We start from the raw sequence: 17,582 nt of genomic DNA, 5'->3' as shown, positions 1-17,582 counted from the left end.
AATCTTCAGACGTGGCCAAGGCATTGACGGAACGCAGCAAGTCCAGCCGCGGCACGAACGCGCGCGACGACGCCGGCGCGGCCAGTCCGCGGCGTCAACGCCTGTGGCGCGACCTTGCGCTGATCGTCATCGCGCCACTGTTGCTGTACCTGCTCGCATGCCTGGTGAGCTATTCGCCCGACGACCCGGGCTGGTCCAACAGCGGCAGCGTGACCGGCCAGGTGCAGAACCTGGGCGGACTGGCGGGCGCCTGGATCGCCGATGTCCTGATCCAGCTGTTCGGCTACGCCGCATTCGTCCTGCCCGTGATCATCGGCGCGGTGGCATGGATTGCGCTGTTCGGCCTGGGCGAGGAAGACGAGCTCGGCCCGGCGCTGCGCCTGGTCGGCATCGTCGCTTTCCTCATTTCGCTGACCGGCCTGCTGCACCTGCGGATGATCGGCACCGGCGGCGTCGGTGACCCGGGCCAGGCCGGCGGCGGGATCGGCCAGCTGGTCGGCAAGTCGCTGGCCACCGGCTTCGGCGAACTCGGCGCCAACCTGTTCCTGGTCGTGCTGCTGCTGGTCTCGGTCACCCTGGCCACCGGCCTGTCCTGGTTCTGGGTGATGGAGAAGATCGGCGCCGGCGTACTCGCGCTACCGGACCTGCTGCGGCGCAAGACCCAGCAGGCCGAGGAGTGGAAGCGCACCCGCGACCTGCGCGAGGAGCGCGAGGAAGTCCGCAAGACCGACGCGGTCAGGCAGGCCCGCCGCGAGCCGGTGCGGATCGAACCGCCGGCCGCACCGGTGGTGGAGAAGAGCGAGCGGGCCAAGCGCGAGACCCAGATCCCGCTGTTCCAGGGCGCCGGCGGTACCGCCGACGGCCTGCCGCCGCTGGCCCTGCTCGACGATCCCAAGCCGCAGACCAAGGGCTATTCCGAGGAGACGCTCGAGACCCTGTCGCGGCAGATCGAATTCAAGCTCAAGGACTTCCGCATCGACGCGCAGGTCGTCGGCGCCTATCCGGGCCCGGTGATCACCCGTTTCGAGATGGAACCGGCGCCGGGCGTGAAGGTCAGCCAGATCAGTTCGCTGGACAAGGACATCGCCCGCGGCCTGTCGGTGAAGTCGGTGCGCGTGGTCGACGTGATCCCGGGCAAGTCGGTGATCGGCCTGGAGATCCCCAATACCGGACGGGAGATGATCTATCTGTCCGAGCTGCTGCGCTCCAAGGAATACGACAAGTCCGCCAGTCCGCTGACCCTGGCGCTGGGCAAGGACATCGCCGGCCGCCCGACCGTGGCCGACCTGGCGCGCATGCCGCACCTGCTGGTCGCCGGCACCACCGGCTCGGGCAAGTCGGTGGCGGTCAACGCAATGGTCCTGAGCCTGCTGTACAAGGCCAGCCCGAAAGACCTGCGGATGCTGATGATCGACCCGAAGATGCTGGAGCTGTCCGTCTACCAGGACATCCCGCACCTGCTGGCACCGGTCGTGACCGACATGAAGGAGGCCGGCAACGGCCTGCGCTGGTGCGTGGCGGAGATGGAGCGCCGCTACAAGCTGATGAGCGCGGTCGGCGTGCGCAACCTGGCCGGCTTCAACAAGAAGGTCAGGGACGCGCAGGACGCCGGCCAGCCGCTGATGGACCCGCTGTTCAAGCCGAACCCGGAGCTGGGCGAAGCACCGCGTCCGCTCGAGCCGCTGCCGTTCATCGTCATCTTCATCGACGAATTCGCCGACATGATGATGATCGTCGGCAAGAAGGTCGAGGAGCTCATCGCCCGACTGGCGCAGAAGGCGCGCGCGGCGGGCATCCACCTGATCCTGGCCACCCAGCGCCCGTCGGTGGACGTCATCACCGGCCTGATCAAGGCCAATATCCCGACCCGCATCGCGTTCCAGGTGTCGAGCAAGATCGACTCGCGCACCATCCTGGACCAGTCCGGCGCCGAGACCCTGCTCGGCCACGGCGACATGCTCTACCTGCCGCCGGGCACGGCCATGCCCGAGCGCATCCACGGCGCCTTCGTCAGCGACGAGGAAGTACATCGCGTGGTGGAACACCTCAAAGCCAGTGGCCGCGCCGACTACATCGAAGGCGTGCTGGACGAGGTGCAGACGATGGGCGACGGGGTGGTTGTCGGCGCGACCGGCTTGCCCGAGTCCGGCGGCGGTGGCGGCGATGAATCCGACCCGCTGTACGACGAGGCGGTGCGCATCGTCACCGAGACCCGCCGCGCTTCGATTTCCGGTGTCCAGCGACGCCTGAAGATCGGCTACAACCGCGCCGCGCGCCTGATCGAAGCGATGGAAGCGGCCGGCGTGGTCACGCCGCCCGAGCACAACGGCGACCGCAGCGTGCTGGCGCCGCCACCGCCGCGCGACTGAACACCGGCCCGCCTGTCGTGGAATTCTCGACGCCTGTTCAGGTTCGTCGCGCCACACTGGCGGCCACACTCCACCCTCGCGACCGACGCCCCATGCATCGCTCCCCGCGCACCGTTTCCCGAATCGTTCTTGGCCTGTCCATGTCGCTGCTCCTTGCGGGCAATGCCGTCGCCGGCGCCCGCGACGAGCTCACCCGCTTCACCTCCGGGCTCAAGGGCCTGGAAGGGCGGTTCACCCAGCAGGTGTTCGACGCCAACGGCCGGGCCAAGGAAAGCAGCAGCGGCACCGTCGCCGTCGCCGCGCCGCGCCTGTTCCGCTGGGAATACGTCAAGCCGTTCGCGCAGATGATCGTCGCCGATGGGCAGAAGGTCTGGGTCTACGAACCGGACCTGCAGCAGGCCACCGTCAAGACGCAGGGCGAGGAGGAGCGCAACAGCCCGCTGGTCGCGCTGTTCGACCCGGCCCGGCTGGACCGCCAGTTCGACGTCAGCGAGGAAGCGGCGGCCAACGAAGGCCTGCAGTGGCTCACCCTCACCCCGAAGGTCGATGCCGAAGCCAATTTCCAGATGGCGCGACTGGGCTTCGGAGCGCAGGGCCTGGCCCGGATGCAGGTGCTCGACCTGGTCGGGCAGAAGACCGAGATCCGCTTCGAGGGCTGGAAGCGCAATCCGTCGTTCGCACCGGGCACGTTCAAGTTCGTCCCGGGCAAGGACGTCGACGTCGTCGGCCAGTGATCCAACCACAGTGACTCCGGGGCCGCTCGCCGGGCCTGCGACCGCAGGCGCTAGGATGGCGTCATGAGTAGAACCCGTCGCAACCCCGAACCGGTTTCCGACGGCCTGCTGGCCGTCGATGAGGCAGGGCAGCAAGCCATGCGCCCGCTGGCCGAACGCATGCGCCCGCGCACCCTGGATGAAATGGTTGGCCAGCGCCGTCTGCTGGCACCGGGTTCAGCGTTGCGACGCGCGGTGGAATCGGGCCGGGTGCATTCGATGGTGCTGTGGGGCCCGCCGGGCTGCGGCAAGACCACGCTCGCGCTGCTGCTGGCCCGTTACGCCGAGGCTGATTTCCGTGCGATCTCGGCCGTGTTGTCCGGCTTGCCGGAAGTCCGACAGGTACTGGCCGAGGCCGCGCAACGCTTCGCCGAAGGACGCCGCACGGTGCTTTTCGTGGACGAAGTGCACCGCTTCAACAAGGGCCAGCAGGATGCGTTCCTGCCGCATATCGAGCGTGGCAGTATCGTTTTCGTCGGCGCCACTACCGAGAACCCTTCGTTCGAGCTCAACTCGGCGCTGCTGTCGCGCTGTCGCGTGCACGTGATGGAAGCGGTGTCGGTCGACGACATCGCTTCCGCACTGGTGCGGGCGCTGGAGGACGGCGAACGCGGACTGGGCGGGCAGGGCATCGAAGTGGAATCCGCACTGCTGCGCGAGATCGCCGGCGCGGCCGACGGCGACGTGCGCCGCGCCCTGACCCTGCTGGAGATCGCCGCCGAACTGGCGGTCGACGAAGGCGGCCGCATCACCGAGCAGACCCTGCTGCAGGTCCTGGCCGATCGCACCCGGCGCTTCGACAAGGGCGGTGAGCAGTTCTACGACCAGATTTCGGCGCTGCACAAATCCGTGCGCAGCTCCAATCCCGACGCGGCGGTGTACTGGCTGGCGCGGATGCTCGACGGCGGTTGCGATCCGTCCTACCTGGCCCGGCGCCTGACCCGGATGGCGGTCGAGGACATCGGCCTGGCCGATCCGCGCGCACTGCAGATGTCGGTGGACGCCTGGGACACGTACGAACGGCTGGGCAGCCCGGAGGGCGACCTGGCCCTGGCCCAGGTCGCGATCTACCTGGCCAGCACGGCCAAGTCCAACGCCGCCTACAACGCCTACAACGCCGCGCGGGCGGACGTGCGCGAATACGGCACCGCCGAGGTGCCCTTGCACCTGCGCAACGCGCCGACCAGGCTGATGAAGCAGCTGGGCTATTCCAAGGGCTACCAGTACGACCACGACAGCGACGACGGCATCGCGCTGGACCAGACCGGTTTTCCCGATGCCATGGGCGAGCGCACCTACTACTCGCCCGTCGAGCGCGGGCTCGAGATCCGGTTGAAGGAAAAGCTCGATCGCCTGCGTGCGGCACGCGAACAGGCGCGCAAACCGCAGCGATAGCGCATGCCGCCCAGACGCGGGCAGAAGGAGGATGCGGTGGACCTGGTGCGTTCTTTCATCGCCGTCGGCAGTGGCGCGGCCATCGGTGCCTGGATGCGCTGGGGGCTGTCGGCCTGGCTCAATCCGTCGCGCAGTCCGGTAGCCCTGGGGACGCTGGCGGCCAACCTGGTCGGCGCGTACGTCGTCGGCATCGCGCTGGGCTGGATCACGTTCCGGCCGGGCATCGCGCCGGAATGGCGCCTGTTCCTGGTCACCGGACTGTTGGGTGGCCTGACCACTTTTTCGACCTTTTCGGCCGAGATCGTCCAGCACCTGACCCGCCAGCAGTACGGCACCGCGGTGCTCGGCGTGGCCCTGCACCTGTTCGGTTCGTTGCTGCTGACCGCGCTGGGCCTGTACACCTACCGCGTGCTGCGCATGGGCGCTTGAAGCGCCCCGCGGTATCGGTGAGGATCGGTTGCGGCCTGAGCGCGTCCCGACGGGACCGGCCTGAGCAGGGGCAGGGGATGGCAACCGGCATGAATGTGTCCTACGACCTTTCCGGAGCTGCGCGATGCTGCCGCAGCCTGGCCCTGGTCGTCCTGCTCGGTGTCGTTGCCGGCTGTGCCCGGCTGCCGCCTCGCGCGGAACTGCCCGACGAACCGGCGTTGCCCGCCGCCACGGAGGGCGTGATCGCCGGCCGGGTGGTCCCGCTCACGACGGCGAACCCGGGGCAGTCCGGCTTCCACCTGGTGAGCGATGGCACCCAGGCGTACGCGCTGCGTGCCTACAGCGCGCAGGCGGCCACGCGCAGCCTGGATATCCAGACCTACATCTGGCATGCCGACCTCACCGGCAGGCTGCTGGCCCGCCAGGCCCTGCAGGCGGCGGACCGCGGCGTGCGCGTGCGCATCCTGGTCGACGACCTGGACGCGCGCGCCAAGAACGCCGGGCTCGCCGCGCTGGATGCGCATCCCCGGATCGAGGTGCGCCTGTACAACCCGATGGCCAGTCGTTCGGGCAAGCTCGGCATGGCCGGCGAATTCAGCACCGGCTTCAAGCGGCTCAACCACCGCATGCACAACAAGAGCTGGATCGCCGACGGACGCATGGCGCTGGTCGGCGGGCGCAACCTCGGCAACGAATACTTCAATGCCAGCGACGGCGCCAACTTCATCGACCTGGACATGCTCATGGTCGGCCCGGTGGTGGATGCGGCAGCGAGCAACTTCGATCGCTTCTGGAATTCACCGTCCAACTACCCGATCCACCAGCTGTCCCCCGAAGCGGTCAGCGACGAGAAACTTGAGCGACTGCGTACCGTGCTCGAAGCCAGTGTCGAGGAACTGGCCGGCAGCGGCTATGCCACGGTGCTGCGCGAAGATCCGCGCGTGCAGGACATCATCGACGGAGGCACGCAGTTGCACTGGAGCGGGACCTGGCGTTTCGTCAGCGACGATCCGCTCAAGGCGCGCCTGCCGCTGGAAAAGCGTTCGGAGGTGGTCGCCGCGCTGTTGCCCCAGATCGCCGGCGCGCGCCAGCGGCTGCTGGTGATCTCGCCGTATTTCGTGCCAGGCGAGCGCGGCACGGCCGAACTGGTCGGTGCGGCCGGGCGCGGCATCGACGTGCGCATCCTGACCAATTCGCTGGCCGCCAACGACGTGGCGGCCGTGCATGGCGGCTACAGTCGCTACCGCCGCGACCTGCTCGAAGGCGGCATCGGCCTGTGGGAGCTCAAGCCCAGCGGGACCCCGGCGAAGTTCAGCCTTGCCGGATCCTCCGGCTCGAGCCTGCACACCAAGGCGATGATCGTCGACGAGGGGGTGTTCGTCGGTTCCTACAACCTGGATCCGCGTTCGACCTCGTTGAACACCGAGCAGGGCGTGCTGGTCGGGCATCCGGCGCTCGCGTCGGAACTGGCGCTGCTGTTCGCGCGCCAGACCGCGCCCGACCACGCCTGGTCGGTCACCCTGGACCACGGCGACCTGCGCTGGAGCGATGGAGAGAAAACCTGGACCGGCGATCCGGAGGCTACCGGCTCTCAGAAGGCGCTGGCGTGGCTGATGCGGATCCTGCCGGTGGAATCGCAGCTGTAGCGGCGTCGCCGGGCGTGGCATCGATGCGCACCGGGCATCCGCTGTTTTTTTGGCCACCTGCCGCAGTTGATGCATGATGGCCTTTCCCGCAACAAGGAGACGCACCATGCGCACACCCCTGCTTGCCGCGAACCTCTGCCTGACCGCGATCCTGTGCCTCGCCCTTGCGGCGTGCCGGAAGGATGCGCCTCAGGACACCAGCGCCGACGCCGCAGTCGCAGCCGCCGGCGAAGTTGCAGCGACGCCGCCCGCATCCGCGGGGACGGCTGCCGATACGGCCCTGCAGGGCGACGTCATCGCCTCCACCAACGAGCCGTTCTGGCACGCCCAGGCCTCCGGGCCGGTGTTGACCCTGCGCGGCATCGAAAGCGAGCGCCAGCTGGCCATCAGCACCAACGATGTCGCAGGCGATACGCGCACACTGCGCGCGTCCGACGCGAACGGACTGGTCGAGCTCAAGATCGTCGCCCGCGAATGCCAGGACACCATGGCCGGTGCGAGCTTTCCCTACACAGCGGTGCTGGTCATCGACGGTGGCACGCCGGTGAACGGCTGCGCCCGCCCGGCTTCGATGCCGCCACCGGGCGAGCCCCGGTAGATTCCATGGTGTGCCGGCGTCGTTGACGCTCCACGGATTACCGCCGCCGGCAGGTGCGGGTAAAATGGCGCGCCTTGCATCCGGAATGGAAACAGTCATGCCCACGTCGCCCACCTGCCCGCAGTGCGGACTGGAAAATACCTACGTCGATGGCGCGCTGTGGATCTGTGCGGATTGCGGCCATGAATGGGGCGCCGAGGAGGCTGCCGCCGCCGGCGTGGTCGTGCGCGACAGCAACGGCAACGTGCTGGTGGCCGGCGATACCGTGGTGGTGATCAAGGACCTGAAGGTGAAGGGTTCCTCGATCCCGCTCAAGCAGGGCACCGTGATCCGCAACATCCGCCTGGTCGAGGACGACGCCGAGCACATCGAAGGCAACTCGGAGAAGATCAAGGGCCTGGTGCTGAAGACCATCTTCCTGCGCAAGGCCTGAGCGCGCCGCCGACGACCCTGGCGGCGCACCCGGTTACTTCAGGCCGGCGCGCGCAATGCCAGGTTGAGCTGGTCGACGACGATGGCCCAGTCGGCATCCTCGATCCGCTCGTCGCGAAGCAGCTGGGCCTGCGATGCCGACCAGAACGGGGCGTCTTCCAGGCGGATGTTGTCCGCCAGCGGCGCATGGGTGGCGATGAAGCCGCGGATGCTGGGCGCATCATTCGGCAGGCCCAGTTGTGCGAACAGGTCGGAGAACGCGTGTACGGTCGGTTCCATGGACAGCTCCGGGGGAGGGCGGGTGCGCCAGCGTGACGCCAGTGGCGTCAACGCGGGATCAGGTCGATCGATGCGCGCGACGTACCTCGGGTGACGCCGTGCCGATCAGCCCCCCGACTTCCGTCATGGGCATGCCCGGCGGGGTGATGCTATCAATCCCTCCGCCATGGGGAGGCGCTCCATCCCGGGGTGTCCCCGCCGCAAGGAGGAAGGCCGCATGCGTACCACCCGTCGAGAACTGATCAGGCTCGGTGCCCTGGCCGCGGCTGCGATGGCGTTGCCCGGCCTGGCCCATGCGGCGCAACCGGTACCGATCGCGCGCGCGGCCCGTCCAATGCGGATCCTGATCCTGGGCGGCACCGGTTTCACCGGACCCTTCCAGGTCCAGTACGCACTGGCCCGCGGCCACCAGGTGACCCTGTTCAACCGCGGCAAGCGGCCATCGCCGGAATGGCCGGGCGAAGTCGAACAGCTGCACGGCGACCGCAACAGCGGCGACCTGTCCGCGCTGCGCGGACGCCAATGGGACGTGTGCATCGACAACCCCACCAGCCTGCCGTTCTGGGTGCGCGACGCTGGCCTGGCGTTGAAGGGCAATGTCGGCCACTACCTCTTCATCTCGACCATCTCCGTCTACGCAGACGGCAGCCGCCCGGGCATCACCGAAGACGCGCCGCTGGCGGCGTACAAGGGCAAGGATGCGATGGCCGAGACCCAGCAGACGCTGATGGCCGACGTGGAGAACCTGTACGGCCCGCTCAAGGCACTCAGTGAAGCCGAAGCGTGGAAGCAGTTCGGCGACAACGTGGCCGTGGTGCGCCCGGGTTACATCGTCGGACCGCGCGACGAGACCGATCGATTCACCTACTGGCCGCACCGGGTCGCGCAGGGCGGGGAAGTGCTCGTGCCCGGCGATGGCAAGGACCCGATCCAGGTCATCGATGGCCGCGACCTGGGTGAATGGATGATCCGCCTGGCCGAGGCCCGCACCTTCGGCACGTTCAATGCGGTCGGCCCGCGCGAGCCGCTGCTGATGGACGCGATGCTCGAGACCTCGCGCTCGGTGAGCGGCAGCAGCGCCACGTTCACCCATGTCGCCCCGGAGTTCCTGGTCGAAAAGAAGGTCGACCTGCCGATCTGGGTGCCGCGCGGAGAAGGCCCATATGCCGGCTATGGCCAGGTCAGCAATGCGCGTGCGGTCGGTGCAGGGCTCACCTTCCGTCCGCTGGCCACCACCGTGGCCGAGACGCTGGAGTGGTTCGGCAGCCAGCCGGCTGAGCGCCAGGCCAAGCTGCGTGCCGGCATCACCCGCGAGCGCGAAGCCGAAGTGCTCAAGGCCTGGCATGCGCGTCCCAGGGCCACGGCCGGCTGAGATCTTCGCGTCGGAGGCCGGGCCCAATCACCCCGCGACAAGGCCGGATGAGCCACGAAGCCGTGGCTCGGCCACGGTTCATCGTGAGGGGGGCACGCTGGGTCGAAAGCGTAAGAGGACAGCGCCATGGCAACCGGCTGGGCAGGCGACAACGCGGTCAACGAGCAGATCGACGCGACGGTGAAGGACGCCGTGGAACGCGCGCGCCGGCAACTTCCGCAGGGGCCCGGCCTGGAGCGCTGCGAGGAGTGCGACGCGCCGATACCGGTCGCGCGTCGCCGCGCCGTGCCCGGGGTGCGCCTGTGCGTCGCCTGCCAGGAAGCGCATGACGAAGAGAACGGCTTCAGCGGCTTCAATCGCCGTGGCAGCAAGGACAGCCAGTTGCGCTGACCGCGATCGCGCGGACAGGGTGCGTCGCGTCAGCGCCTCTCCTGCGTTGCAGGATCGGGCGGCGGCGGAGCGAGCCACCGTTGTGGCACCTGGTGGCCACGCCATCGGCGCACGGTGCGCTGGAAGAACAGGCTGTTGGGTATCTGCAGGACGCTGCCCTCGTCGGTGGCGTCCACGGCCACCTCCTGCAGGGTGGTGAAGATCAGGTTGATGTCGATTACGCGGCCCTTGAGTCCCGGCTTCTCGCCGTTCTCGAGTACCTCGATGTGGTCTTGCAGGCGGAACGGCCGCGTGCTGAAGATCAGCACCGTGCAGAAGATGTTGGACAACACGCTCCATGCGGCGAAGAACGCCACCGCACCCACCGCGGCGAAGCCGGTGAACGCGGTCCAAAGGACCGTGCCGGAAACACCCAGCCGCTCCAGCACCAGCAGGAGCGCGGCGCAGGCGATCAGGGTGGCGGATACGCGGCGCAGCACCGCCGCCATCTCCGGTGGCAGGCCCCGATGCGCGACCAGGCGGCGCACGACCGCGCGAACCAGGCGCTGCAGGACCCAGGCAACCACCAGCACCAGCAACACTTCGCCGATCGGCAACACCGTGCCCAGCCAGTCCTGCACCCATACGGGCAGACGTTCCCTCATCCCGCGGATGCTCCTGCGTGGCCGGCGCGATCGCCGCCCGGGCATTCTAGGAGATGCGGTCGCTCCGGTCCCGCACGGGCGTCGCGGCGACCTGGTTGCGACCGGCATGCTTGGCCGCATAGAGCGCCCGATCGGCGGCCTCCAGCCATTGGCGCAGGCCGGGATCGGCAGGATCGGCCTCGGCCACGCCGATGCTCACCGAACAGCGCAAGCCGCCAGCGTGCCGGGCGGAGGTCTCGGCGGCCTCGACGTCGCGGCGCATGCCTTCGGCGATCGCGAACGCTTCGTCGCGCCCGATGCCGGCCAGCACGACCGCGAACTCGTCGCCACCGAAGCGCCCGGCATTGTCGGCATCGCCCAGGCGCCGGCGCAGGAGGCCAGCCACCAGGCGCAGCACGTCATCGCCCGAAGCGTGGCCGTACTGGTCGTTGATGTCCTTGAAGCGGTCGATGTCGACCATCAGCAGCGTCGCCACGGTCCCGTCGTCGCGCAGCCGGCGAAGCGCGGCCTCGGCCTGCTGCTGCCAGTGGCGGCGTCCCGCCAGGCCGGTGAGCGCATCGATGCGCTGCAACTGGTCCAGGGCGCGGTTCTGCTCGCGGATCCGGGCGATCAGGCGGTTGGCCGCCAGGCTCACCGCGATGGTGTGGATCAGCAGCATCGGCAGGCAGGCCAGGATCACCAGCATGCTCGTGGCGGGCTGGAACGCGAGGCCCGCCACCACGCTGCCCAGCACCATCCCCGCCAGCATCACGGGCAGCGACTGCAGCCACAGCCGCGGCACGCCGGTGCTGATCTTGTCCACCGTCGCCAGGGTCAGCAGCAGCACGCTGGGCAGCAGGTTGAAGTGCATCAGCGGCACCCAGATCCCGGCCAGCGCCGAATCGAACAGCAGGTTGCGCACTTCGGCCCGGTGCGGATGCCGGCTGCGCAGCGCCGTCCACAGGGCCAGCTGCGGCCACAGCAGGGCAGTGAACCCGAGCCATGCCCAGGATCCGATGCCGGCATTGTTCTCGTACAGGACCGCGGCCAGCGCGATACCGCCCAGGCCCATGCCGAGCACGCGCAGCGGATAGACCTGGCGTGGCATGCGCGCCTGTCGCCCGGAGGCGGCAGAAGTCAGCCCGGTCGCGGAACCCGGCGGCGCATCGGTGTCTGGATCCAGGGAAACCCCGGTAGGCATGCGGCGTCCCCCGTCGCGCAAGTTCCTGGCGGAATGATACCGCTCAGGCGGGCAGGGGGCCGGGCAATACCCGGATCGAGACCCCGTCGCATTCCACGCGCTGACCTGCGCGGATCTTGCAGGTCTTGCGCAGCTCGACCGCACCATCGACCTGGACCTGACCGTCGGCCACCAGGGCCTTGCCGGCACCGCCGCTGTCGCAGATCCCGGCCAGCTTGAGCAGCTGGTTCAGTTCGACGTACTCACCTTCCAGCTCGAAATCGACGTTTTCCATCTTGCCTCGTAGTTCAGGGGCGGAACTGGCTCGACGCCTGCTCGCGCCAGCGGCGCAGGCCGTCGAGCTTCTGCCGGTAGACGCTGCGTACCTGCTCGTTGCCGCCAAGGGTATAGGCCCGGCCGAGTTCGCGCTGCGCGCGCGACAGGTCCCCGGACAGGAAGTAGGCGCGTGCCAGGCCGAAATGGAACTGGTGCTGCTCGCCCTGCAGGCGGATCGCGCGCCGATAGCGGGCGATGGCGCAGTCGTACCGGGCGTCGTTCTCGCATTCCAGCGCGATCATGAACTGGTGGAACGGATCGGTGGCCTGGACCCGGTCCAGCCGCCACTCGTAGCGGCGCTGCATGCGTGCATCGCCCGCGCGCCGGTACAGGCCTACCAGATTACTGAGCGTGGCCGCGTGATCTGACTTGGTCCGCAGCGCGGTCAGGTAGGCACGTTCGGCACCCCGGGAGTCGCCCTGGCGCAACAGGAGCACACCCATGTTGTTCCAGGCCGGGACGAAATCGGGCGCGTCGGCCAGCGAGGCCAGCAGCGCGGAGCGGGCGCCGAGCGGATCGCCGGCGGCCATCAGCTCGGCGCCCCGGTTGTTGTGGAAGTGCGCCATGGCGCGCTGGTCGGTGATCCCGCGCGGGCGGTTGCGCGCGGCAAGGATGTTGGTATCCACGTCCACCACCTGCCATTGCATGGTGGTGCGCACGCCGACATTGACATGGTTGGCGTTGTAGATCACGCCTTCGTCCTGGTACCACGCCAGCACCTCGCCCACTTCCTGCACCTGCGCCTCCAGCCCGGCTTCGCGCGCCAGTGCGACGAACAGCAGGGTGAAGGAGAGGCAGTTGGCCTTGCGGTCGCGGTAGACCTCGGAAACCGTGCGCGTGGTTTCGTTGTCGTATTCCAGCGCAAGGCCATCGTCGCCGAAGACATAGCCGGCCAGGCGTTCCAGCTTCTGGTCGCGCGACCCGCCCGGCAGCACGACCCGCTGCCTGACCTGCTCGCGAAGTTCGTCGGGGACGGCCATCACCTGCGCGGTCGTGGGCACGGACGCCGGCGGGGGCGGATGACCACCGTCATCGGGGGCGGCGGCAGGCGCAAGCGCCAACGCAGCGATCATCGTCCAGCTGTTCAGCATGGCAATCTCCCGGTGTCCTGCGTGCGGCCAGTGTATGCCTATCCGTGGGCGGTGGCGGTGACCGCACCGGTGCCGGTCCGGGTGTCTACCGGCTCCGTTGCAGGTGAGGTCGGCGCGCTGGCCGGCGGCGCGGCCAGCGCATCCGGCACGGCGTCCGGGGTGCGGTTCAGCACGACGATGCTGATCCGGCGGTTGATCGGCGCACGCGGGTCATTGCGGTCGAAAGGCACCGACGAGGCCAGCCCGACCACGCGCGCGATCCGCTCTTCGTCCAGGCCGCCCTCGAGCAGGGCACGGCGCGCCGCATTGGCGCGATCGCTCGACAGTTCCCAGTTGCCGTACCCGCGCGGGGCCTGGAACGGCGTCTCATCGGTGTGGCCGGCGAGGGCGATCTTGTGCGGCGTATTCGAGAGCAGCGTGCCGAGCTCGTGCATGACCTCGATGGTGTAGTCCTTCATGCTCGAGCTGCCCAGGTCGAACATCGGCCGGTTGAGCCGGTCCACGATCTGCACGCGCAGGCCTTCGGGAGTGAGGTCGATCAGCAGCTGGTCCTTGAACGGAGCCAGCGCCAGGCTCTTCTCGACGGCCGCTTCCAGGTCCTTGCGCAGTTCCTCCAGCTGGCGCCGGTCTTCTGCCGCGGCGGCGGCACGCGCATCGGCGTCGGCTTCGCTCGGGATCCGGCTGCGGGTGGCCTCGCCAGGCTCGCCCACTTTCGGCCCGATGCCGCCGGGCATCGACAGGGCATTGGCCGTGGGGATCAGCTTGTCGGACGCGCCGCCCGGGCCGAGCGAACTGGTGCCCGGGATGGCCGCGGTGCCTTCGACCGCGCTGGGATTCTTGAAGTACTCCGAGACCGCGGCCTTCTGCTCCTTGCTGGCGATGCCGACCAGCCACATCACCAGGAAGAACGCCATCATTGCGGTGACGAAGTCGGCATAGGCCACCTTCCACGCGCCCCCGTGATGGCCGCCGCTGACCTTCTTGACCCGGCGGATGATGATCGGCTGGTTCTTGTCCATGGCCGGTCAGCGGTTGCTGCGCAGGTGTGCTTCCAGGTCGGCGAACGCCGGGCGCACGTCGGAGAACAGCAGCTTGCGCGCGAACTCGACCGCCACGCTCGGCGGATAGCCACGCAGGCTCGACACCAGCGCCATCTTGATGATCTCGAATGCCTTTCCTTCCTCGTGGGCGCGGTGCGCCATCGACGCAGCCAGCGGGCCGACGAATCCATACCCCAGCAGGATGCCCAGGAACGTACCGACCAGCGCGGCGGCGACATGGTGGCCGATGGTGGCGACATCGCCACCGATCGACGCCATGGTCACCACGATGCCCAGCACCGCAGCCACGATGCCGAAGCCGGGCAGGGAGTCGGCCAGCACCTGCAGGGCGTGCGCCGGCTCGGCGGCTTCCTGGTGGTGGGTCTCGACCTCGATCTCGAGCAGTTGCTCCAGTTCGTGCGGCTCCATGTTGCCGCTGACCATCAGCCGCAGGCAGTCGGTGGTGAACTCCATCAGGTGGTGGTCGGCCAGCAGCTTGGGATACTTGGAAAACACCGGACTGGACCCGGGATTGTCGATGTCCTTCTCGATCCCGATCATGCCTTCCTTGCGCGCCTTGACCAGCACGTCGTAGACCATCGACAGGATGTCGACGTAGTCGTTGCGCTTGTAGCGGGCGCCCTTGAGCAGCCCGGGGATGCCGATGATCGCCGCCTTGACCACCTTGAGCGGGTTGGCGACCAGGAACGCGCCGAACGCCGCGCCGCCGATGATCAGCACCTCGTAGGGCTGCCACAGCGCGGCGAGCTTGCCGTGCGACAGGACGAAGCCCCCGAGCACGCTGACGATGACGATGATGAAGCCGATGATGATGAGCATGACGGCGCGCGGTTGGGGTCGGTCCGGTATCGGCACGGTCGCGGCGAAGTTGAGGCGAAGTTGGGGCCCGCGACCTGCGCTAGACTCCGGGAACCGACGACTCGTCCACAGGGGGACGCGATGGCCAGGCGGAACAGGAGCGGGATCATTGCCGGCGCACTGCTGGCGTTGCTGGCGACCACCCATGCCGGCGCGGCCCCGGTGGTGGACAGCATCGAGCTGAATGGCGCCACGGTGTGGAAGACCAGTGCGATCCCCGACGGAGTCGTGGGCGAGTATCTCTACGAAAAGCAGGGCGAGCCGAAGATCGTGCTCGCCGCCGACGGCACCGGCAGCTTCCAGGCGCACATGGTCGCCCCGATCCCGATCCGCTACTGGGTCCTCGCCAACGAGGCGGGCGAACCGGTGAAGGAATCGGGCGGAGCCAACTACCGGTACACCATCGTGCTGCAGTACGGCCCGGGTGGAGGCGGCAACTATCCCGAGGGCGGCTTCGACAGCTGGTACTGGACGTGGCTGGCCGATGATGGCTGCGCCAACATCCTGGGCGAGCGGTTCAAGTGCGGCTGAGCCCACGGCTGCCGTGACCAGGGCGCCGGTACATCGGGTATCCGTGCGCTGATCGACCGATGCGGACGCCATGACCGAACCAAAGACACGCCCGACCGGTGAGCCTGTCGAGGATTTCCTCGGCAGGTTCGTCGAACCTCGCCGCACCGAAGCGCGTGCGCTGGTGGAGCTCATGCAGGAAGTGACCGGCGAGCCACCGGTGGTGTGGGGCGGCGACATCGTCGGCTTCGGCCAGTACGCCCAGCGCTATGCCGATGGCCGCCAGTTGCCCTGGCCACTGCTCGCTTTCTCCCCGCGAGCGAAGGAACTGTCGATCTACCTGATGGACGGCTTCGACGGGCGCCAGGCGTTGCTGGCCGAACTGGGGCGCCATCGCGCCGGGAAATCATGCCTGTACCTGCGACGGCTCTCGGATGCCTCGCCCGAGGTATTGCGGCGGCTGCTCGCCGCCAGCGCCGCGACGCTGGAACCCCTGCGCATCCGCTGAAGGCCGCCGGTGTATGCTGCGCCGCCGTCGCGGTCAACCGCCGACGTGATTCCCGAGACCCTCGCAAGGAGCCCCCCCATGATCCAGCGTTTCGAAGTCGGTCCGCGCATGTCCGAACTGGCCGTCCACAACGGCGTCGCCTATCTCGCCGGACAGATTCCGGAAGACACCTCGCAGGACATCGTCGGCCAGACCCGCCAGGTCCTGGAGGCGATCGACGCGCTGCTTGCCCAGGCCGGTACCGACAAGTCGCGCATCCTGCGAGCCGAGATCTTCCTGGCCGACCTCACCGAGTTCGCCGGCATGAACCAGGCCTGGGACGGCTGGGTCGCCGCCGGGCACACGCCGCCGCGCGCCACGGTGCAGGCCGCGCTGGCCAAGCCCGACTGGAAGGTCGAGATCGTGGTGACCGCCGCGGTCTGAGGTGCGCCGCCTTCGGGCGGCATCCCCTCAGGCGGAAGGCGGCTGGAGTCGTCCCAGCGCCCGGTGCGCGCGGTGGGCAAGGGCGCCGTACAGCAGCGTGCTGGCGATGGCACAGGCGATCGCCGCGCCGGTTGCGCCCAGGCGCGGCACCAGCAGCATCAGCAACATGACTTGCAGCAGCGCGGCGACGGCCACGCTGCGGAACAGCGCGCCGTTATCACCGCGATGCTTGAGATAGGTCGGCGCCATCGCCAGCACCGTGCTCAACGCGGTGCTGGCAGCCAGTATCCGCAGCGCAGGCGCACCATCGGCGACGAATTCCGGCCGGAACAGACCGATCAGTTCCGGCGCGAAGGTGAACACCACCAGCAGGTAGACCAGCAGCGGCATCGCCAGCCAGCGCAGGCGCTCGCGGCGCAGGCGACGGATCCCGTCGATGTCGCCCCGCTCCAGCAGCAGCGACAGCCGGCTTGCATAGACCCGGTTGGTCGCGGTGGCCAGCACCTGCGCGATCGCCGCGGTACTGAACGCGGCGGCGAAACCGCCCACCGCGCTCGCCGGGGCCTGCCCCCACTCCAGGGCGATGATGCCCCCTTGGGCGAAGATCGCGAGCGAGACGCGGTAGGCCCAGAACGGCCGCGCCTCCCGCGCCCAGCGCTCCGCTTGGACGACCGGCGCGACCGAATACACCGGTGGCGGCAGTGCGCGGCGGAGCTGCCATGCCATCAGCACCAGCGCCACGCACCAGGACACACCCCAGGCGGCGATCGCCGCCGGCGCATGCAGTTCCAGCGACAACGCGAGGGCGAGGCCGACCAGCGCGAGCACGGTGCCAGGCACCACCAGCCGGAACACCCGCGTGGCCGGCATGGCGCGGCCGGATGCGGCCAGCACTTCCAGCACCAGGTGCACCAGGGCGCCGGCCGGCAGCGACACGCAACTGATCACGATACCCAGGCGGGTCTGCGCATGCAGGTCCTGTGCATGCCACGCCCACAGGCCGACCGGGATGCCGACCAGCGCGCTGCCCAACAGGATCCGCCGGCAGGAGAAGCCGAGGAAACCACGCAGCACGTCGTGCTGCCGGTGTTCCAGCAGCGTCGGCACGAGCTTGAGCGTGAACTTCTCCAGGCCCTGCGGAACCAGCGTCACCATCAGGATGAACGCCGCGGCCGCCACCACGTAGCTCTCGAAGCCCGCCACGCCCAGCTGCCGGGCCAGGACGATTCCCAGCGCGTAGGACACCGCCTGTCCGGACAGCGACAGCAAGGCAAGCCGGGTTTCCCAGCTCGGGCGGATCACGGCTTAC

Annotated in this window: 20 protein-coding genes; 12 read left to right on the top strand and 8 right to left on the bottom strand. The window is 68.7% G+C overall.

Going from position 1 to position 17,582, the window contains the following annotated elements; genetic code table 11:
- Nucleotides 1–11 precede the first annotated feature (11 nt).
- The 7 genes from CSC65_RS10280 to CSC65_RS10250 all read left to right on the top strand — a co-directional run bounded on the left by CSC65_RS10280 (nt 12) and on the right by CSC65_RS10250 (nt 7,643).
- Nucleotides 12–2,369, top strand: a complete 2,358-nt coding sequence (locus CSC65_RS10280) for a DNA translocase FtsK (protein WP_162410483.1) — start codon at nt 12–14, stop codon at nt 2,367–2,369.
- Nucleotides 2,370–2,509: 140 nt separating this feature from the next.
- Nucleotides 2,510–3,103, top strand: coding sequence for an outer membrane lipoprotein periplasmic chaperone LolA (gene lolA / locus CSC65_RS10275; RefSeq protein WP_162410482.1), 594 nt, complete (start codon nt 2,510–2,512; stop codon nt 3,101–3,103).
- Nucleotides 3,104–3,241: 138 nt separating this feature from the next.
- The gene (locus CSC65_RS10270; protein WP_162410589.1) at nt 3,242–4,537 is read left to right on the top strand and encodes a replication-associated recombination protein A; all 1,296 of its coding nucleotides are present in this window, start codon (nt 3,242–3,244) and stop codon (nt 4,535–4,537) included.
- Nucleotides 4,538–4,540: 3 nt separating this feature from the next.
- On the top strand, nt 4,541–4,966 hold the full coding sequence (gene crcB, locus CSC65_RS10265; RefSeq protein WP_162410481.1) for a fluoride efflux transporter CrcB: 426 nt from the start codon (nt 4,541–4,543) through the stop codon (nt 4,964–4,966).
- 89 nt (nt 4,967–5,055) lie between these two features.
- A complete protein-coding gene (locus CSC65_RS10260; RefSeq protein ID WP_162410480.1) occupies nt 5,056–6,612 on the top strand; it encodes a phospholipase D-like domain-containing protein in 1,557 nt (518 codons plus the stop codon).
- Nucleotides 6,613–6,718: 106 nt separating this feature from the next.
- Nucleotides 6,719–7,210 (top strand): hypothetical protein, encoded by a 492-nt coding sequence (locus tag CSC65_RS10255; RefSeq protein WP_162410479.1) that lies wholly within the window; start codon nt 6,719–6,721, stop codon nt 7,208–7,210.
- Nucleotides 7,211–7,307: 97 nt separating this feature from the next.
- Nucleotides 7,308–7,643 carry a zinc ribbon domain-containing protein YjdM gene (locus CSC65_RS10250; protein WP_162410478.1) on the top strand — a complete coding sequence of 112 codons (336 nt, stop codon included), beginning with the start codon at nt 7,308–7,310 and terminating at the stop codon, nt 7,641–7,643.
- A gap of 38 nt (nt 7,644–7,681) precedes the next feature.
- Here the strand turns inward: CSC65_RS10250 and CSC65_RS10245 are convergent, their stop codons facing one another.
- Nucleotides 7,682–7,921, bottom strand: coding sequence for a DUF2789 domain-containing protein (locus CSC65_RS10245; protein ID WP_162410477.1), 240 nt, complete (start codon nt 7,919–7,921; stop codon nt 7,682–7,684).
- A gap of 217 nt (nt 7,922–8,138) precedes the next feature.
- Here CSC65_RS10245 and CSC65_RS10240 point away from each other — a divergent pair, with 217 nt between their 5' ends.
- Entirely contained in the window at nt 8,139–9,293 is a 1,155-nt protein-coding gene (locus CSC65_RS10240; protein ID WP_162410476.1) for an NAD-dependent epimerase/dehydratase family protein, read from the top strand.
- 126 nt (nt 9,294–9,419) lie between these two features.
- Nucleotides 9,420–9,683 (top strand): DksA/TraR family C4-type zinc finger protein, encoded by a 264-nt coding sequence (locus CSC65_RS10235; RefSeq protein ID WP_162410475.1) that lies wholly within the window; start codon nt 9,420–9,422, stop codon nt 9,681–9,683.
- 29 nt (nt 9,684–9,712) lie between these two features.
- On the opposite strand, the gene CSC65_RS10230 is transcribed toward CSC65_RS10235, so the two are convergent.
- The 6 genes from CSC65_RS10230 to motA all read right to left on the bottom strand — a co-directional run bounded on the left by CSC65_RS10230 (nt 9,713) and on the right by motA (nt 14,793).
- On the bottom strand, nt 9,713–10,327 hold the full coding sequence (locus CSC65_RS10230; protein ID WP_162410474.1) for a mechanosensitive ion channel domain-containing protein: 615 nt from the start codon (nt 10,325–10,327) through the stop codon (nt 9,713–9,715).
- Between the two features lie 46 nt (nt 10,328–10,373).
- Entirely contained in the window at nt 10,374–11,414 is a 1,041-nt protein-coding gene (locus tag CSC65_RS10225) for a sensor domain-containing diguanylate cyclase (protein WP_238390350.1), read from the bottom strand.
- A gap of 136 nt (nt 11,415–11,550) precedes the next feature.
- Entirely contained in the window at nt 11,551–11,781 is a 231-nt protein-coding gene (locus CSC65_RS10220; protein ID WP_162410472.1) for an RNA-binding S4 domain-containing protein, read from the bottom strand.
- A gap of 13 nt (nt 11,782–11,794) precedes the next feature.
- Nucleotides 11,795–12,913: a tetratricopeptide repeat protein gene (locus CSC65_RS10215; RefSeq protein WP_238390349.1), complete on the bottom strand. Its 1,119-nt coding sequence runs from the start codon at nt 12,911–12,913 to the stop codon at nt 11,795–11,797.
- Nucleotides 12,914–12,951: 38 nt separating this feature from the next.
- The gene (gene motB / locus CSC65_RS10210) at nt 12,952–13,932 is read right to left on the bottom strand and encodes a flagellar motor protein MotB (RefSeq protein WP_162410471.1); all 981 of its coding nucleotides are present in this window, start codon (nt 13,930–13,932) and stop codon (nt 12,952–12,954) included.
- Nucleotides 13,933–13,938: 6 nt separating this feature from the next.
- On the bottom strand, nt 13,939–14,793 hold the full coding sequence (motA, locus tag CSC65_RS10205) for a flagellar motor stator protein MotA (protein ID WP_162410470.1): 855 nt from the start codon (nt 14,791–14,793) through the stop codon (nt 13,939–13,941).
- A 120-nt stretch (nt 14,794–14,913) separates the two neighbouring features.
- On the opposite strand from motA, the gene CSC65_RS10200 reads away from it, so the two are divergent.
- The 3 genes from CSC65_RS10200 (at nt 14,914) to CSC65_RS10190 (ending at nt 16,273) form a co-directional block, all read left to right on the top strand.
- Nucleotides 14,914–15,363 carry a hypothetical protein gene (locus CSC65_RS10200; RefSeq protein ID WP_162410469.1) on the top strand — a complete coding sequence of 150 codons (450 nt, stop codon included), beginning with the start codon at nt 14,914–14,916 and terminating at the stop codon, nt 15,361–15,363.
- Between the two features lie 70 nt (nt 15,364–15,433).
- Complete coding sequence (locus tag CSC65_RS10195; RefSeq protein WP_162410468.1) at nt 15,434–15,850, top strand: DUF1801 domain-containing protein; 417 nt, start codon at nt 15,434–15,436, stop codon at nt 15,848–15,850.
- A 78-nt stretch (nt 15,851–15,928) separates the two neighbouring features.
- Nucleotides 15,929–16,273 (top strand): RidA family protein, encoded by a 345-nt coding sequence (locus CSC65_RS10190; protein ID WP_162410467.1) that lies wholly within the window; start codon nt 15,929–15,931, stop codon nt 16,271–16,273.
- 27 nt (nt 16,274–16,300) lie between these two features.
- Here CSC65_RS10190 and CSC65_RS10185 read toward each other — a convergent pair whose 3' ends face one another.
- Nucleotides 16,301–17,575: a lipopolysaccharide biosynthesis protein gene (locus CSC65_RS10185; RefSeq protein WP_162410466.1), complete on the bottom strand. Its 1,275-nt coding sequence runs from the start codon at nt 17,573–17,575 to the stop codon at nt 16,301–16,303.
- Between the last annotated feature and the right edge of the window lie 7 nt (nt 17,576–17,582).

This window comes from Pseudoxanthomonas daejeonensis, assembly GCF_010093205.1.
Lineage (GTDB): Bacteria > Pseudomonadota > Gammaproteobacteria > Xanthomonadales > Xanthomonadaceae > Pseudoxanthomonas > Pseudoxanthomonas daejeonensis.
This window is presented reverse-complemented; position numbering and strand designations above follow the sequence as displayed.

Excerpts from the sequence above, each read along its gene's own strand:
- CSC65_RS10245 (WP_162410477.1), bottom strand. The coding sequence starts at position 7,921 with ATGGAACCGACCGTACACGCGTTCTCCGACCTGTTCGCACAACTGGGC.
- motA (WP_162410470.1), bottom strand. The coding sequence starts at position 14,793 with ATGCTCATCATCATCGGCTTCATCATCGTCATCGTCAGCGTGCTCGGG.
- CSC65_RS10220 (WP_162410472.1), bottom strand. The coding sequence starts at position 11,781 with ATGGAAAACGTCGATTTCGAGCTGGAAGGTGAGTACGTCGAACTGAAC.
- CSC65_RS10240 (WP_162410476.1), top strand. The coding sequence starts at position 8,139 with ATGCGTACCACCCGTCGAGAACTGATCAGGCTCGGTGCCCTGGCCGCG.
- CSC65_RS10235 (WP_162410475.1), top strand. The coding sequence starts at position 9,420 with ATGGCAACCGGCTGGGCAGGCGACAACGCGGTCAACGAGCAGATCGAC.
- CSC65_RS10230 (WP_162410474.1), bottom strand. The coding sequence starts at position 10,327 with ATGAGGGAACGTCTGCCCGTATGGGTGCAGGACTGGCTGGGCACGGTG.
- CSC65_RS10190 (WP_162410467.1), top strand. The coding sequence starts at position 15,929 with ATGATCCAGCGTTTCGAAGTCGGTCCGCGCATGTCCGAACTGGCCGTC.
- CSC65_RS10255 (WP_162410479.1), top strand. The coding sequence starts at position 6,719 with ATGCGCACACCCCTGCTTGCCGCGAACCTCTGCCTGACCGCGATCCTG.
- CSC65_RS10215 (WP_238390349.1), bottom strand. The coding sequence starts at position 12,913 with ATGCTGAACAGCTGGACGATGATCGCTGCGTTGGCGCTTGCGCCTGCC.
- CSC65_RS10260 (WP_162410480.1), top strand. The coding sequence starts at position 5,056 with ATGAATGTGTCCTACGACCTTTCCGGAGCTGCGCGATGCTGCCGCAGC.
- CSC65_RS10270 (WP_162410589.1), top strand. The coding sequence starts at position 3,242 with ATGCGCCCGCTGGCCGAACGCATGCGCCCGCGCACCCTGGATGAAATG.
- lolA (WP_162410482.1), top strand. The coding sequence starts at position 2,510 with ATGTCGCTGCTCCTTGCGGGCAATGCCGTCGCCGGCGCCCGCGACGAG.
- CSC65_RS10250 (WP_162410478.1), top strand. The coding sequence starts at position 7,308 with ATGCCCACGTCGCCCACCTGCCCGCAGTGCGGACTGGAAAATACCTAC.
- motB (WP_162410471.1), bottom strand. The coding sequence starts at position 13,932 with ATGGACAAGAACCAGCCGATCATCATCCGCCGGGTCAAGAAGGTCAGC.
- CSC65_RS10200 (WP_162410469.1), top strand. The coding sequence starts at position 14,914 with ATGGCCAGGCGGAACAGGAGCGGGATCATTGCCGGCGCACTGCTGGCG.
- CSC65_RS10225 (WP_238390350.1), bottom strand. The coding sequence starts at position 11,414 with ATGCCACGCCAGGTCTATCCGCTGCGCGTGCTCGGCATGGGCCTGGGC.
- crcB (WP_162410481.1), top strand. The coding sequence starts at position 4,541 with ATGCCGCCCAGACGCGGGCAGAAGGAGGATGCGGTGGACCTGGTGCGT.
- CSC65_RS10195 (WP_162410468.1), top strand. The coding sequence starts at position 15,434 with ATGACCGAACCAAAGACACGCCCGACCGGTGAGCCTGTCGAGGATTTC.